Annotated in this window: 14 protein-coding genes and 1 other annotated feature; of the genes, 3 read left to right on the plus strand and 11 right to left on the minus strand. The window is 39.1% G+C overall.

Features of this window, described 5'->3' with window-relative positions; translation table 11 throughout:
- The first annotated feature begins 181 nt into the window (after positions 1–181).
- Positions 182–1333: an L-threonine dehydrogenase gene (gene yiaY, locus GWJ05_RS17235; protein ID WP_036938226.1), complete on the plus strand. Its 1152-nt coding sequence runs from the start codon at positions 182–184 to the stop codon at positions 1331–1333.
- A 105-nt stretch (positions 1334–1438) separates the two neighbouring features.
- Here yiaY and hisIE read toward each other — a convergent pair whose 3' ends face one another.
- Genes hisIE through hisG form a run of 8 tightly spaced genes read right to left on the minus strand, consistent with a single transcriptional unit; the run spans position 1439 to position 8567 of the window.
- A complete protein-coding gene (gene hisIE / locus GWJ05_RS17240) occupies positions 1439–2056 on the minus strand; it encodes a bifunctional phosphoribosyl-AMP cyclohydrolase/phosphoribosyl-ATP diphosphatase HisIE (RefSeq protein WP_052038526.1) in 618 nt (205 codons plus the stop codon).
- Entirely contained in the window at positions 2056–2829 is a 774-nt protein-coding gene (gene hisF / locus GWJ05_RS17245; RefSeq protein WP_036938220.1) for an imidazole glycerol phosphate synthase subunit HisF, read from the minus strand. The genes hisIE and hisF overlap by 1 nt, the downstream gene beginning before the upstream one ends.
- Positions 2811–3548, minus strand: a complete 738-nt coding sequence (gene hisA, locus GWJ05_RS17250) for a 1-(5-phosphoribosyl)-5-[(5-phosphoribosylamino)methylideneamino]imidazole-4-carboxamide isomerase (protein WP_036938216.1) — start codon at positions 3546–3548, stop codon at positions 2811–2813. Before hisA ends, hisF begins: the two co-directional genes overlap by 19 nt.
- Before the next feature lie 6 nt (positions 3549–3554).
- The gene (gene hisH / locus GWJ05_RS17255) at positions 3555–4145 is read right to left on the minus strand and encodes an imidazole glycerol phosphate synthase subunit HisH (protein WP_036938214.1); all 591 of its coding nucleotides are present in this window, start codon (positions 4143–4145) and stop codon (positions 3555–3557) included.
- Positions 4145–5212 (minus strand): bifunctional histidinol-phosphatase/imidazoleglycerol-phosphate dehydratase HisB, encoded by a 1068-nt coding sequence (gene hisB / locus GWJ05_RS17260; protein WP_161681521.1) that lies wholly within the window; start codon positions 5210–5212, stop codon positions 4145–4147. The genes hisH and hisB overlap by 1 nt, the downstream gene beginning before the upstream one ends.
- Positions 5213–5259: 47 nt before the next feature.
- Positions 5260–6342, minus strand: a complete 1083-nt coding sequence (hisC, locus tag GWJ05_RS17265) for a histidinol-phosphate transaminase (RefSeq protein WP_161681522.1) — start codon at positions 6340–6342, stop codon at positions 5260–5262.
- Positions 6343–6344: 2 nt separating this feature from the next.
- The gene (gene hisD, locus GWJ05_RS17270; protein ID WP_036938209.1) at positions 6345–7661 is read right to left on the minus strand and encodes a histidinol dehydrogenase; all 1317 of its coding nucleotides are present in this window, start codon (positions 7659–7661) and stop codon (positions 6345–6347) included.
- A 6-nt stretch (positions 7662–7667) separates the two neighbouring features.
- Positions 7668–8567, minus strand: coding sequence for an ATP phosphoribosyltransferase (gene hisG / locus GWJ05_RS17275; protein WP_036938206.1), 900 nt, complete (start codon positions 8565–8567; stop codon positions 7668–7670).
- Between the two features lie 43 nt (positions 8568–8610).
- Positions 8611–8741 (minus strand) — a sequence feature (His leader region).
- Positions 8742–9098: 357 nt separating this feature from the next.
- On the opposite strand from hisG, the gene GWJ05_RS17280 reads away from it, so the two are divergent.
- Positions 9099–9920, plus strand: coding sequence for an SDR family oxidoreductase (locus GWJ05_RS17280; RefSeq protein WP_036938204.1), 822 nt, complete (start codon positions 9099–9101; stop codon positions 9918–9920).
- A 1-nt stretch (position 9921) separates the two neighbouring features.
- On the opposite strand, the gene GWJ05_RS17285 is transcribed toward GWJ05_RS17280, so the two are convergent.
- Positions 9922–10542, minus strand: coding sequence for a glutathione S-transferase family protein (locus GWJ05_RS17285; protein WP_087803608.1), 621 nt, complete (start codon positions 10540–10542; stop codon positions 9922–9924).
- Between the two features lie 157 nt (positions 10543–10699).
- On the opposite strand from GWJ05_RS17285, the gene GWJ05_RS17290 reads away from it, so the two are divergent.
- Positions 10700–11902: a serine hydrolase gene (locus GWJ05_RS17290; RefSeq protein ID WP_161681523.1), complete on the plus strand. Its 1203-nt coding sequence runs from the start codon at positions 10700–10702 to the stop codon at positions 11900–11902.
- 151 nt (positions 11903–12053) lie between these two features.
- Here GWJ05_RS17290 and GWJ05_RS17295 read toward each other — a convergent pair whose 3' ends face one another.
- Both GWJ05_RS17295 and GWJ05_RS17300 read right to left on the minus strand, forming a co-directional pair.
- The gene (locus GWJ05_RS17295) at positions 12054–13724 is read right to left on the minus strand and encodes a formate--tetrahydrofolate ligase (protein WP_115370381.1); all 1671 of its coding nucleotides are present in this window, start codon (positions 13722–13724) and stop codon (positions 12054–12056) included.
- 380 nt (positions 13725–14104) lie between these two features.
- Complete coding sequence (locus GWJ05_RS17300) at positions 14105–15469, minus strand: L-serine ammonia-lyase (RefSeq protein ID WP_036938196.1); 1365 nt, start codon at positions 15467–15469, stop codon at positions 14105–14107.
- Positions 15470–15472: the final 3 nt, after the last annotated feature.

A 15472-nucleotide genomic window follows, 5' to 3' on the forward strand; every position in this document is an offset into this window, starting at 1 on the left:
AATATGTTAATAGTATTATCCTATTGAATTAATAGGGTAATTGGGCTTCTAAATTTAATTACCTGTAATAACATGATAAACAAATTGATATTTATTCATTATTTTGATGATGATCAATTTAAGAACAAAAAGAATAGAACATATTAAAACGCAGATTTAATTACTAAAAAGGAAGTCAATAATGGCTGTTTCAACATTCTATATCCCTTCTGTAAATAAAATTGGTGCAGGTTGTCTTGCGGAAGCTGTAAGCTCAATGAAAGACTTCGGTTTTCATAAAGCGCTAATCGTTACTGATAGTGTTTTAAATCAACTGGGTGTTGTGGATAAAGTCAGTAAATTATTGACTGAATCAGGTATTGCAAGTGTGACTTATGATGGTACAGCACCAAACCCTACAGTTGAAAACGTAGAAGCGGGTTTAGCTCTGCTGAAAGAACATCAATGTGACTGTGTGATTTCTTTAGGTGGTGGTTCTCCACATGATTGTGCTAAAGGTATCGCATTAGTCGCTTCTAATGGTGGAAAAATTGCAGATTACGAAGGTGTCGATCGTTCAGCTAAACCTCAATTACCACTGATTTCAATTAATACCACAGCAGGTACTGCATCAGAAATGACTCGTTTTTGTATCATCACCGATACTGCGCGTCATATCAAAATGGCTATTGTTGATAAAAACGTTACCCCAATTTTATCTGTAAATGATTCAGAATTAATGCTTGGTATGCCAAAAGGTTTAACTGCTGCAACAGGTATGGATGCATTAACTCATGCGGTTGAAGCGTATGTTTCAATCGCAGCAAACCCAATCACTGATGCGTGTGCATTAAAAGCAGTCACTATGATCAGCGAGTCTTTACGTAAAGTTGTTGATAATGGTGGTGATGCGCAAGCACGTGAAAATATGGCTTATGCTCAATTCTTAGCTGGCATGGCATTCAATAATGCTTCTTTAGGTTATGTACACGCTATGGCTCACCAATTAGGTGGTTTCTATAATTTACCTCATGGTGTGTGTAATGCTGTTTTATTGCCACATGTTCAAGCTTATAACATCCAAGCTGCTGCGGGACGTTTAAAAGATATTGCACAAGCGATGGGTGTTGATGTTTCTGCAATGAGCGATGAACAAGGCGCTAAAGCATGTATCGAAGAAATTCGCAAAATGGCTAAGGATGTGGGTATTCCAGCAGGTCTGAAAGAATTAGGCGTGAAAGAAGAAGATTTTAAAACATTAGCTGAAAATGCGCTGAAAGACGCTTGTGCAATCACTAACCCTGTTCAAGGTTCTGAAAGTGATGTTATCGAGTTATTCCGCCAAGCAATGTAATGTTTAAAGAAGAGAAAAGTCATTAAGTAACGACTTTTATTTTTTCAAAAGCGAAAGCCGATACATTGAAGTTTGTATCGGCTTTGTCGTATTACATTATATCAATTATTCTGCTTTTTTATGGCGCGCTTGTAGGCAATCAATAACATCAGAGAGTGATAATGATTGGTCTTGTAACAATACCATTAAGTGATAGAGCAAATCAGAGGCTTCATTTTTTAGCTCTTCTCTGTCATTAACCGTGGCAGCTAACGCCGTTTCTACGCCTTCTTCTCCTACTTTTTGAGCTATACGTTTTGTTCCGCTGGCATAAAGGCGGGCAGTGTAAGAGCTATCAGGTGAGGCATTTTTACGCTCACGTAATATATTCTCGAGTTCATAGAGAAATCCCCATTGGCTTTGTGCAGGTGCAAAGCAACTTTCAGTGCCATTATGGCAGGTAGGTCCAATTGGGTTAGCTAAAATAAGTAAAGTATCATTATCACAGTCAGGATAAATATTGACTAACTTGAGAAAATTGCCTGATGTTTCGCCTTTTGTCCATAAACGCTGTTTGGTACGTGAATAGAAGGTAACATTTCCACTTTCTAGCGTTACATCTAGCGCTTTTTTATCCATGTAACCGAGCATTAATACATCGCCTGAAATGGCATTTTGGATAATCACAGGCATGAGATTATCGACTTTTTCCCAATCTAATTGTGCTAATGCTTCACTATTCATTATATTCTTACCTTAACGTCATTTTCTGCAAGATATTGTTTTAATTCGTTAATATTAATGATTTGTTTATGAAAAACAGATGCTGCAAGTGCGCCATCGACATTGGCTAATTTAAAGGCATCAAGAAAGTGTGACATTTCGCCAGCGCCTCCTGATGCGATAATAGGAACATTAGCGACTTGGCGTACTGAGGCGAGTTGTTTTAGGTCATAGCCTTGTCTTACACCATCTTGGTTCATCATATTTAAAACAATTTCACCCGCACCGAGTTTCTGAACTTCGCGTACCCAATCAAGTGTTTTCCAGTGTGTTTGTTGTGTCCGTTTTTCATCACCTGTGAATTGATAAACTAGGTATTCACCTGTTTTTTCATCAAACCAAGTGTCAATACCGACGACAACACATTGCACACCGTAGCGATCTGCCAAACGAGATATCAGTGAAGGATCGGATAGTGCTGGGGAGTTAATCGAAATTTTATCAGCCCCAAAAGAGAGAATTTTTCCTGCATCTTCAACAGAACGAATGCCACCAGCAACACAAAATGGAATATCAATCACTTCAGCAACACGCGATACCCAGCTCTTATCAACAACTCGGCCATCAGAAGAGGCGGTAATATCATAAAATACAAGCTCGTCAGCGCCTTCTTTGGCGTAGCGTTCTGCAAGAGGGACAATATCACCAATGATTTCATGATTTCGAAATTGAACACCTTTAACGACTTGTCCATCACGAACATCAAGACAAGGAATTATGCGTTTTGCCAACATGATATCGCCTCTTTTAATGTAAATTTGCCTTCTAATAATGCTCTACCAACAATAATACCAGCGACGCCAGATGCTGGAAGCGCTGCGATATCTTGTAAATTACCAATACCACCAGAAGCTTGAAATAAAATGTCAGGAAAACGTTGGCTAATTTCTGTATACAATTCAACGTTAGAGCCTGTCAATGTGCCGTCACGAGAAATATCGGTACACAACACATGCTTTAATCCGACACTTTGATAAAGTTCGATGATCTCTTCAAGGGTATAGGGGGAGTTCTCTTGCCAGCCACTCACGGCTACCCATTTTTGACCTTGTTTATCGATACGAACATCAAGGGCTAACACAATGGCATCTGCACCATAGCGTTGAAACCAAGTTTTCACCATTTCGGGCTGACTGACTGCGGTAGAGCCAATAACAACTCTACTTGCACCTGCATCGAGTAATGATTTCACATCATCTTCAGTGCGAATGCCACCCCCCACTTGTACTGGTACATTCACACAAGCAACAAGCTCTTTTAACAGTGAAATCTGGCGAGCAGAAGGATCTTTTGCACCGGTTAGATCCACCAAATGAAGGAGCTTTGCACCGTCTTTTTCATATTGTTGATAGCGTGTCAGCGGATCATCATCGTAATCACGTTGTTTCGTGTAATCACCTTGGTGAAGACGAACGACTTTCCCGTCAATTAAATCTAATGCTGGAATGATCATAACGCGTTACATCTCCAAAAAATTCTTGATAAGTTGAGCGCCGGCTTTTCCTGAGCGCTCTGGGTGAAATTGCACACCATAAAAATTATCTTTTTGAATTGCACTACTAAAGCGAGATCCATATTCGGTTTCGGCAATGGTTGATTCATTTAATGCTAAACCATAACTGTGAACAAAATAGAACCAAGCATCGTCATCAAGAGAACGAAAAAGAGGATGAGCAGGTTTGGCTAATACTTGATTCCAACCCATATGAGGTAGCGGTAAGCCCGCTGTATCTAGTTTATTAATTGTGCCATCAACTAGTCCTAATAACGGAATACTTTTACCTTCTTCACTTAATGAGGCTAATATTTGCATGCCTAAACAAATTCCTAAAACAGGCTGTGTTAACGCCTTAATTAAAGGAATTAATTCGCGTGCTTCCAGTTGTTCCATTGCTGCGCGAGCCGTTCCCACTCCGGGTAAAAAGAGTTTATCCGCAGATAGCACAACGTTTTTTTCATAGGAAATAATGGGGTCATAACCGAGTCGCTTAACGGCGTAAGCGACAGAGGCTAAATTGGCACAACCTGTATCGAGAATAACCACTTTCATCACAGAACACCTTTTGAGCTTGGTAAAGTATTACCTTCAACACGAATAGCTTGGCGTAATGTACGACCAAAGACTTTAAATAAGCTTTCAGCTTTGTGGTGATCGTTTTTGCCTTTTGATTTCAGGTGTAATGTGCAACCCATGGTGTAAGAGAGTGAACGGAAAAAGTGTTCTATCATCTCTGTACTTAGATCACCGACACGCTGATATTTAAATTCCGCTTTGTATTCAAGGTGTGGACGGCCAGAAATGTCTAATGCACAGCTTGCGAGGCATTCATCCATTGGTAATGTAAAACCAAAGCGGGCAATACCACGTTTATCACCCAATGCTTCGCGTAGGGCCTCACCTAAAGCCAGGCCGGTATCTTCAACGGTGTGGTGATCGTCAATCACTAAGTCGCCATGTACATCGATGTTCATACGAAAACCGCCATGAGTGGCAATTTGATCAAGCATATGATCAAAGAAACCGACACCGGTACTGATTTGGCTGTCACCTTCACGATCAAGCCAGATATCAATAGCAATTTGTGTTTCTTTTGTTTTACGTTCAACGTGCGCATAGCGATCTTTTTGGGTGAGTTGTTCTGTGATAACCGCCCAATCGAGATCATCGGTATTATAAAGTAAGCCTTTAATACCCATATTTTCAGCTAACTGAATATCTGTTTGTCTATCACCAATAACGTAGCTGTTATCTTTATCGAGTGCACCATCAACTAAATATTGTGTCACAAGCCCTGTTTCAGGTTTGCGACAAGGGCAGTTATCTTCAGGTTTATGAGGACAAATTAAAACATCATCAAAGGTTATTCCTTGTGATGACAAAATTTGCATCATCAAATTATGTGGAGGATCGAAATCTGCCTGAGGAAAACTTTCTGTACCTAATCCATCTTGATTCGTGATCATAATAAGTTTGTAACCCGCCTTTTGTAGCGTAATTAGCGCAGGGATCACACCATTTTCAAAGGCAAGTTTATCGAGTCTATCAACTTGATAATCTGTAGGTGGTTCGGTGATTAAAGTGCCATCACGGTCAATAAAAAGAATTTTTTGGCTCATGGTAAGCTCCTTCAGTTGCGATTTTTGTTGTTATCGTTTTAATGTTTTTATACGTTTGCAGTTTGAATGTTTTTTATGGCATTGATCACGCTATCACATTCTTCAGCTGTACCGATAGAAATACGCAAACAACCATTAAGCCCATATTGACGTTGTTGATCGCGTAAAATGATCCCTAGCTCCCATAAAGTACGGAAAACTAGATTAGCATCAGTGAATTTCACTAAAATATAGTTGGTTTCACTATTATAAACCTGCTCAACATTCGGTAATTTTTTTAACGCATCAGATAAAATCTTTCTGTTACGCGATATTTCAGCAACACGGTTTCTCATCACGTCAATACCTGCCTTAGTTAATGCTTGTGCTGCAATGTCGGCAACAGGTGTTGACAGGGGATACGGTGCAATCACTTTTAGTAATAATTCAATAACGGGTGGATTGGCAAGCGTAAACCCACAGCGCAACCCAGCTAATGCAAAGGCTTTCGATAAGGTACGTAAAATGACTAAATTCGGGTAATCTTCAAGCCATGAAACAATCGATGCTTGTGGACAGAATTCTATATAAGCTTCATCAACTGCAACGATAGCTTTGCCTTTAGTGAGTTCTAATACATCACGAATAAGGGATGGGTTAACAATGTTCCCTGTTGGGTTATTGGGGCTACACAGATAGAGTAGTTTTACATTCTCAAGTTGAGATGCAATGGCTTCTACATTTGGACTCCAATCTGCTAATGTCGGTACAACTCGTTGTTCGATGCCAAAAGTTTCTGCACTAACGCTATACATGCCGTAAGTGGGGGGGCAATAAAGTACTGCATCTTTACTGGGTTCACAAAAAGCGCGAATAAGCAGTTCAATAGCTTCATCCGCACCACGGCTGACTAAGACTTGATTTGGACTAACACCCGCGTATGTTGCATAACGATTAATAACATTAACGGGCTGGCATTCAGGGTAACGGTTTAAATTTTTTTCATTAAAAGTAAATTCGGGTGCAACAGGGTATTCATTTGCATTTAACCAAACTGAACCATTTCCCCCTAAACGTCTTGCAGACTGATAAGGGGTTAATTCACGTACATTTTTTCTGGCAAGTGTGGTGATATCAAATTCAATGTTCATCGTTATTTTTTTCCCTGAGCCAAAGCGTTAACACGAAGTGTGACCGCATTTTTATGAGCCGTTAATTGTTCTGCTTGCGCTAGTATTTCAATTGTCTGTGCTAAATCAGATAAACCTTGTGCTGTGAGTTTTTGCACGGTCATACGTTTCATAAAATCAGCTAAACCTAAACTTGAGTAGGTTGAAGTATAGCCATAAGTCGGTAGAACGTGATTGGTACCAGAAGCATAATCTCCCGCAGATTCTGGAGACCAAGCCCCAAGAAAGACAGAACCTGCACTGGTAATATTATCAACACGCATATCTGCGTCATTGGTTTGAATAATCAAGTGTTCAGGGCCGTAATTGTTACTGATTTCAATACACTGATCGAGATCACGAGTAATAATGACACGGCTTTCAGCTAAGGCTTGTTTAGCAATCTCAGCTCGGCTTAACTGAGCCAGTTGTGTTTCAGTTTCGGCAATAACCGATTTAGCTAATGCTTCATCTGGCGTTAATAACACGACTTGTGAATCTGGACCGTGCTCTGCTTGTGACAATAAATCAGCGGCAATAAATGCAGGGTTTGCATCGGCATCAGCAATGACTAATACTTCAGAAGGGCCTGCTGGCATATCAATAGCAGCACCTTGTAGTGATTGGCTGACTTGGCGTTTGGCTTCGGTAACATAAGCATTACCAGGGCCAAATATTTTATCTACTTTAGGAATAGACTCTGTACCGAATGCCATTGCTGCAATTGCCTGTGCGCCACCCACTTGGAATATTTCATTAATACCAATTTGTTGAGCAATATATAAAATTTCATCAGCAATAGGGGGCGGTGAGCAAAGAATAACTTTGCGACAACCGGCAATACGCGCTGGAATACCGAGCATCATTACGGTTGAAAGTAATGGAGCCGAACCACCGGGAATATAAAGTCCTACTGCATCAATAGGTCTGCTTACTTGTTGGCAAAATACGCCAGGCTGAGTTTCCACTTCAATTGTGTTAGGAATTTGAGCTTCATGAAAACGGCGAATATTATTCATCGCCTGTGCTACCGCCTGTTTTATTTCGTTATTAAGTCTTGCTGTAGCTTCATCAACTTGCGCTTTTGGCACCAATACACTTTCCGGCGCTGCCTTATCGAATTTTTGGCTAAGTGCTTTAAGCGCTTTGTCCCCATCATTGCGTACCTGTGAAATGATGTTAGCAACTTGTTCTGTAATTGAACCTGATGCAGAAATCGCAGGGCGAGTTAATAGCCCCTTTTGTTGCTCTTGTGTGTATTCATTCCAGTAAATTAATGTATTAAAACCCGTTTTCATCATTTCACCTTATTCCATCATTTTTTCTATTGGTAAAACAAGAATTGAACTTGCACCTAATGTTTTAAGTTTTTCCATTGTTTCCCAGAATAGGGTTTCGCTACTGACCATGTGCATTGCAACGCGATTTTGATCACCGGCAAGCGGTAGAATTGTTGGTCTTTCTGCACCAGGAAGTAATGCAATGACATCTTCGAGGCAATCGCTTGGTGCGTGTAACATAATGTATTTTGATTCTCGGGCTTGGATAACGCCTTGAATACGAGTGAGTAAACGGTCGATAAGTGCTTGTTTATCAGCTTCCATTTCACCGTCGCGTTGGATCAAGCACGCTTTTGAGCGGTAAATCACTTCAACCTCTTTTAAACCATTTGCTTCTAATGTTGCACCAGTTGAAACTAAGTCACAGATAGAATCAGCAAGGCCGGCACGAGGAGCGACTTCAACAGATCCATTTAATAGACACGATTTAAATTTGATGCCTTTTTGGTCTAAATAACGTTTTAATAGATTTGGGTAAGAGGTAGCAATACGTGTATTATCTAGGCATTCAGCACCTTGATAGTCGAAATCGACAGGGGTCGCAATAGATAAACGGCAACCACCAAAATCTAAGCGTCGTAGTGTGAGATAACTTGGATTTTCGCCTTGTGCGCGACGTTTTAATAATTCTTCTTCTAATACGTTTTCGCCAATAATGCCTAAGTCAACCACACCGTCCATCACTAGGCCGGGGATATCGTCATCTCTCACACGTAAAATATCGATTGGCATATTTTCCGCATAAGCAATCAGACGTTGTTGGTTTAAGTTAATTTTGATGCCACAACGCGCTAAAAGGGCGCGTGATTCATCACTTAAACGACCTGATTTTTGCATTGCAATTCTTAATCTTGTTTTGTCTAACATAATGTTACCCTGCCCTTGTTTCTATTTTTGTTTGAAAATTAGCTATAAAAAAACCCCGGAAGTTGCCTTCCGGGGTTTTTATTGTTTGCCTGCATTCAGACCACCGGAAGCGTTTCTTAAACGTCTTCCAGCACTCATCGCCTGAAAGACTAGTCAGGATGATGGTGATGATGGTGGTTTAGTTGAATGCTATACATAATTATTTTCCTAGCTAATTACACTATTTATTATTTGATAATGCTCGTTACTATTAATTTGTATTTAGTAACCAACATTCAGAAATTGTCTGCCTTTCAACCTACATGATTTGCAAAGTGAAAAGCAACCTATTTTTTAATAATAATTTAATTATTTTATAACCTTTTGTTTTTAATGCTATTTTAATATTTCTCTTATTTACTTAATCCAACAAGTGAGCGAGTATATAGGAGTATGCTAAAAATCAACAAAATATAAGTAGTATTTATATGTGATGGCGAAATAAAAATTTTATAGCATACTTTGACTAAGCCATTTAAGTAGGGGAGCAAAATGAAACGAATAACCATCGTTGGATTAGGTTGGTTAGGTTTACCACTTGCGGTTGCGTTGCGTGATGCAGGCTATCAAGTTAAAGGGACTAAAACCACCGAAGATGGCGTAGAAGCAGCAAGAATGAGTGGCGTTGATTGCTGTTTAGTGAATTTAACACCCGCAATTGAATGTGATAGAGATGATTTTGATTACTTAATGGAAACTGACGTTCTGATCATCACATTGCCACCCAGTGCCGCTGGTGGCGGTTATGATTATGTTGAAGCTATTCAAACGCTAGTGGATAGTGCAATGTCTCGCCATATCACAAGAGTCATTTACATTAGCTCTACTTCTGTATATGGCAATCAGACAGGTAATATCACAGAAGAAATGGATATTCGGCCTGAAACACAATCGGCAAAAATGTTAGCTGAAGTTGAAAACTGGTTACATCGTTTACCATTAACCACGGTTGATATTCTTCGATTGGCGGGATTAGTGGGGCCAGGCCGTCATGCTGGGCGTTTTTTATCGGGTAAAAAGCAGGTAAAAGGTGCGCATCAATGTGTCAATTTAGTTCATCTTGATGATGTGATTTTTGCAGTTGAACAACTGCTTGCACAAAATGAAGGGGGACATTTGTATAATTTATGTGCACCTATTCATCCTAAAAAGAAAGATTTTTACACGAGAGTATCCTCTCAACTTGATCTTATTCCCCCTGAATTTGCTGATGAAGAGAAACCGTTAATACGGGAGATTGATGGGCAGGAGATCTGTCGAGATCTTGGATTCCATTATCATTATCCAGATCCCGACAAAATGCCAATGAATTAACTTAATTTACAGGCAGTAACACGACATCACGGAAAATAGAACTTTCACTTAATTGAGCGAACCAGCGCTCAATATGTGGGAAGTGAGGTCTATCTTTGCAAACTTCGAGCCATGGGTAAACCAGTGGCGCGATAGCTATATCAGCAAGAGAGATTTCATCTCCAGCAAAATAAGCTGTTTTTGCTAGTTGGTTATCTGCAATTCTGATCAGTTTGTTAAGTTTTTCTTTTAATTCTTCAATCTGCTCAGGATGTTGTTGTTCTTTAGGTGTGCGAACAATCATTATCATCATTTGTTGAATGGGTGAAAATAAGCTGCCATTTGACCAGTCCATCCATTTTTCTACATTTGCTCGTTGTTTAGGATCAATTGGATAGAATGTGTTATTTTCATATTTTGAGCATAAATAACGAAGAATGGTATTAGACTCCCATAATGTAAAGTCATCATCTTGTAGTGTTGGAATAGAAGCGTTGGGATTCATCGCTAAATAATTTGTTTCATTGAGCCCACCAAACGGGCCTCCAACATCAATTTGCTCATAAGGAACGTTTAACGCCTTTAAGCACCAAAGAACTTTTTTAACGTTAGATGAGTTTTTTCTACCCCAGACTTTTAACATAAAGGTCTCCTAAACCACGATAAGTAATAAAATTTCCCTCTATAGGGCGTTAAGCATGAATATAAGATAAATCTCTATATATCAATGTTGGCGTCTTATTCCAGAAAGCCATATAGTAGGAAAGCTTTAACAAATTGATATAAAAGGGTGATCGGTAATGAAAAAAAATATTCCATCTGTTCTGGGTAAGGTTACCGCGGGAATGGGTTTACTGCTAATTATTTCTAGTCCTTCATTTGCGGTAAATAATCCTGTACCTCCTCAAATAGAGGCAAAATCTTATGTATTAATGGATTACAACAGCGGAAAAATTCTGGCATCAGAGAAACCTGATGAGCGTTTAGATCCCGCCAGCCTGACAAAAATCATGAGTAGCTATGTGGTTGGACAAGCCATCAAAGAAGGGCGTATGTCGCCGGACGATATGGTGATTGTAGGACGCAATGCATGGGCAACAGGTAATCCGGTATTAAAAGGCTCATCATTAATGTTCTTGAAACCGGGGGATCAGGTAAAAGTCATTGATTTAAACCGAGGCATGGTTATTCAATCGGGTAATGATGCCAGTATCGCATTAGCTGAACATGTTGCGGGAAGTCAGGAAACGTTTGTTGATTTAATGAACTCCTATGCCAACAATCTGGGTTTAAAAAATACGCACTTTAAAACGGTCCATGGATTAGATTCTGATGGACAATATACAACTGCACAAGATATGGCTTTGCTAACTGCTGCCATGATCCGTGATGTTCCATCAGAATACGAAATACATAAAGAAAAAGAATTTACATTCAACAATATTCGTCAGCCAAACCGCAACCGTTTATTGTGGAATAAAAATATGAATGTTGATGGTGTGAAAACAGGGCACACAAATGGTGCTGGATATAACCTTGTATCTTCGGCAACTGAAGGAAATATGCGCTTAATTGCGGTTGTTTTAGGTGCACCGTCAGACAAAATTCGCTTTGCTGAGAGTGAAAAATTATTGGGTTGGGGATTCCGCTTTTTTGAAACCGTCACACCAGTTAAAGAAAATGCACCACTGACAAAACAAAAAGTATGGTATGGCGATAAAGGGGAAGTGGCTTTAGGCGTTGCTAATGATGCTTCAATCACGATCCCTAAAGGTGAACTGAAAAATTTAAGAGCTTCATTTACTTTAACTAATCCAGTATTAGAAGCACCTTTAACACAAAACCAGGTGGTGGGTACAGTTAACTTTTTATTAAACGATGAAGTGATTGAACAACGTCCTTTAGTTGTAAAAGAAGCGGTTGAAGAAGGTGGTTTCTTTAGTCGTATCTGGGATTTTGTGGTTAAAACAGTATCAGGCTGGTTTAACGCCATTTTTGGTTAAAATTATCAATAATGGTTTTATCAACGCGTTACTGAGTTTTTCACCCATAAAGAAAGACTAACTATCGTTTTTGTATAAAAAATCCGTAATTAGAATGACGATTACGGATTTTTTTATATTTACTGAAATAAAGAGTTATATACTTTAGAACTTAAATAAGCCCATCAATCTTGCCTCGATTATTAATATCAACCGTAATGGCTGCTGGCGTTTTCGGTAATCCTGGCATAGTGGTAATAGTGCCTGTTAACGCAACAACAAAGCCAGCACCCGCAGATACGTATACTTCGCGTACATTTATCGTAAAATCAGTAGGGCGCCCTAATAAAGTTGGATTATCTGAGAGTGAATATTGTGTTTTTGCCATACATACAGGAAAATGGCCAAACCCCATATTTTCTAATTTTTCCAACATATTGCGTGCATGTTGGCTATAAGTCACACCATTTGCTCCATAAATTTCTTTAGCTACAGTGTCAATTTTTTCATAAAGTGAAGCGTTATCAGGGTAAATTAATTGAAATTGACTCTGTTCATTTTCAAGTGTATCAATCACTTGCTTAGCTAATTCAATACCGCCTTCGCCTCCTTTTTCCCACACTTTGGTAATAGCGAAGCGACAATCTCTATCTTGGCAAAATTGTTCGATAAACTGGTGTTCTACAATACTATCAGTGACATAGGCATTAAGAGAGACAATCACCGGCAAGCCATATTTTTTAAGGTTTTCAATATGTTTTTCGAGATTAGCAATGCCTTTTTCAAGTGCAACTAAGTCTTCATTATCCCACTCGTTTTTGCCTAAACCACCGTTATATTTTAGTGCTTTTGTGGTAACTACAATCACTGCACAATCTGGATGTAATCCACTCATTCGACATTTTATATCAAAGAATTTCTCAGCACCTAAATCGGCTCCAAAGCCTGCTTCTGTAATTGTGATATCGGCAAGTTGAAGTGCCAATTTTGTTGCCCTTACACTATTGCACCCATGGGCAATATTGGCGAAAGGGCCACCATGAATAATCGCGGGTGTATTTTCGAGTGTTTGTACTAAATTAGGATTAATGGCATCTTTTAACAAACTGGCCATTGCGCCAACAGCTTGTAAATCGTTTGCAGTGATAGGGTCGTCATTATAAGAATAAGCAACAATGATCTGAGAAAGTCTTTGCTTTAAATCTTGGATATCTTCGGCTAAACACAAGATTGACATAATTTCAGAAGCAACAGTAATAACAAAATTATCTTCTCTTGTAATACCGTCTTTTTCGCCACCCAATCCCACAACAATATTTCGTAAAGTGCGATCGTTCATATCCATACAGCGCTTAAAAACAATTTTTTTAGGGTCGATATTTAAAGGATTACCTTGATAAATAGAGTTATCAAGCATGGCTGCCAGTAAATTATTGGCTGAAGTAATCGCATGAAAATCGCCAGTAAAATGAAGGTTAAGATCTTCCATTGGCACGACTTGAGAATAACCGCCTCCCGCAGCTCCACCTTTAATACCAAAGCAAGGACCTAAAGAAGGCTCGCGTAACGCAATAATGGCATTTTTCCCAATATGGTTAAGGGCTTGGCCTAATCCAACAGTAACAGTTGTTTTACCTTCTCCGGCTGGAGTGGGATTAATTGCAGTGACTAAAACTAATTTTCCTGTTTTTTTTGTGGCGATTTTAGACCAAATACTGTGGCTAAATTTGGCTTTGTATTTGCCATAAAACTCGATATCGTCTTGATCAATATTTAAATTTTTAGCAATGTCTTGAATTGGTAAGAGGTGTGCTTCTTGGGAGATTTGAATATCTGATTTCATTTTAGTTCTCTTTTTATCCCGCTTATGATGTCTCTAGTGATCTTTACTTATCAACTGTAGCCAAGGATATAAATATGGCCAATAGATTGATTAAGTTGTAATTATTTTCTATTAGATAACGTGTTTATCGTCACATCATTTAAATAATTATTGCTACAGACTCCTATCTTTGATCTTTTGCTACTTATTATTGAGTAATATTTCTGTTTTCAATATCGTGTTCTTTTTTCGACACGTATTTTAACTAAGGATGATCATTTAATCTCATACAAAAAATAATATTCAAAGAGAAGAGCATCATTTTTGATTTTAGATAATAAAAAAGGCGCTGATATCAGCGCCTTATCGATAATGATTCTCTATATTTGAACCTCTTAAATTTAGTCACAAGAAATTTTAATGGCTAATCCACCTTGAGAGGTTTCACGATATTTAGCATTAATATCTTTACCTGTTTCGTACATGGTTTCGATGACTTTATCTAAACAAATACGAGGATCACTGACACGGCGTAAAGCCATACGAGATGAGTTTACAGCTTGTACAGCCGCAATGGCATTACGTTCAATGCAAGGGACTTGCACTTGTCCTGCAACAGGGTCACAGGTAAGTCCTAAGTTATGCTCCATTGCTATTTCAGCAGCCATACAAACTTGTTCTGGACTGCCACCTAGAAGTTCTGTTAATGCACCGGCAGCCATAGAACAAGCAACACCGACTTCACCTTGACAACCGACTTCAGCACCTGAAATTGAAGCATTCATTTTGTAAAGAGAACCGATAACACCGGCCACTAAGAAAAAGCGTGTGTAAGAGTTTTCATTTACAGGACGAATGAATTTATCATAGTAAGACAGTACCGCAGGAATAATGCCACATGCTCCATTTGTCGGTGCTGTTACAACACGTCCGCCAGCGGCATTTTCTTCATTGACAGCAAGTGCAAACATATTGATCCAGTCAACAACTGTCATAGGATCGGTTGTGGTTTTATCTTCTGTTACCAACATACGGCGTAACGCAGAAGCACGGCGAGGTACACGTAATGGTCCTGGCAATAAGCCTTCGGTATTTACACCGCGCTCAATACCTGACTTCATTACATCCCAAACCGCAGCAAAATGGGCTGAGATCTCTTCTTTACTCCGCAGAGCTAATTCATTTTGCATGACTAATGCAGATAGAGAAAGGCCGGTTTCTTTACAATGGCGACGTAAATCAGCCGCATATTGGTAAGGATAAGGGACTTGAACTACATTTTCTTCAGGTTGACCAAAATGCTCTTCATCAACAATAAAGCCACCACCAATAGAATAATAGGTTTTTTTCAATAGAACCTGTTCACCATTATAAGCGGTGATAGTCATACCATTCTCATGGAGAGGTAAATTGCTTTTATGGAAATTCATACCACCATCAACAGGAAAATCTACTTCTTTAATGCCGTTTGCCAGCATTAAGCGACCCGTTGTTTCTACTTGTTTTATAAATGGAGTAATAGAATCTATATCAACGGTATCAGGTAAATTACCAGCTAATCCCATAATAATAGCAATATCGGTTGCGTGACCTTTACCAGTTAAAGATAAAGAGCCGTACACATCAACGATAACACGGGAAACAGAAGAGAGAAGATTTTTGTCAGCAAGGATATCAACGAATTCTTTACCTGCTTTCATGGGGCCTACAGTGTGTGAACTTGAAGGACCGATACCAATTTTAAAAATATCAAAGACGCTAACCATAAT

The organism is Proteus sp. G2626, assembly GCF_009915985.1.
In the GTDB taxonomy this organism is placed as follows: Bacteria; Pseudomonadota; Gammaproteobacteria; order Enterobacterales; family Enterobacteriaceae; genus Proteus; species Proteus vulgaris.

Excerpts from the sequence above, each read along its gene's own strand:
- hisF (WP_036938220.1), bottom strand. The coding sequence starts at position 2,829 with ATGTTGGCAAAACGCATAATTCCTTGTCTTGATGTTCGTGATGGACAA.
- hisB (WP_161681521.1), bottom strand. The coding sequence starts at position 5,212 with ATGAGCCAAAAAATTCTTTTTATTGACCGTGATGGCACTTTAATCACC.
- GWJ05_RS17290 (WP_161681523.1), top strand. The coding sequence starts at position 10,700 with ATGAAAAAAAATATTCCATCTGTTCTGGGTAAGGTTACCGCGGGAATG.
- yiaY (WP_036938226.1), top strand. The coding sequence starts at position 182 with ATGGCTGTTTCAACATTCTATATCCCTTCTGTAAATAAAATTGGTGCA.
- GWJ05_RS17280 (WP_036938204.1), top strand. The coding sequence starts at position 9,099 with ATGAAACGAATAACCATCGTTGGATTAGGTTGGTTAGGTTTACCACTT.
- hisG (WP_036938206.1), bottom strand. The coding sequence starts at position 8,567 with ATGTTAGACAAAACAAGATTAAGAATTGCAATGCAAAAATCAGGTCGT.
- hisH (WP_036938214.1), bottom strand. The coding sequence starts at position 4,145 with ATGAAAGTGGTTATTCTCGATACAGGTTGTGCCAATTTAGCCTCTGTC.
- GWJ05_RS17300 (WP_036938196.1), bottom strand. The coding sequence starts at position 15,469 with ATGGTTAGCGTCTTTGATATTTTTAAAATTGGTATCGGTCCTTCAAGT.
- GWJ05_RS17295 (WP_115370381.1), bottom strand. The coding sequence starts at position 13,724 with ATGAAATCAGATATTCAAATCTCCCAAGAAGCACACCTCTTACCAATT.
- hisIE (WP_052038526.1), bottom strand. The coding sequence starts at position 2,056 with ATGAATAGTGAAGCATTAGCACAATTAGATTGGGAAAAAGTCGATAAT.
- hisC (WP_161681522.1), bottom strand. The coding sequence starts at position 6,342 with ATGAACATTGAATTTGATATCACCACACTTGCCAGAAAAAATGTACGT.
- hisA (WP_036938216.1), bottom strand. The coding sequence starts at position 3,548 with ATGATCATTCCAGCATTAGATTTAATTGACGGGAAAGTCGTTCGTCTT.
- hisD (WP_036938209.1), bottom strand. The coding sequence starts at position 7,661 with ATGATGAAAACGGGTTTTAATACATTAATTTACTGGAATGAATACACA.
- GWJ05_RS17285 (WP_087803608.1), bottom strand. The coding sequence starts at position 10,542 with ATGTTAAAAGTCTGGGGTAGAAAAAACTCATCTAACGTTAAAAAAGTT.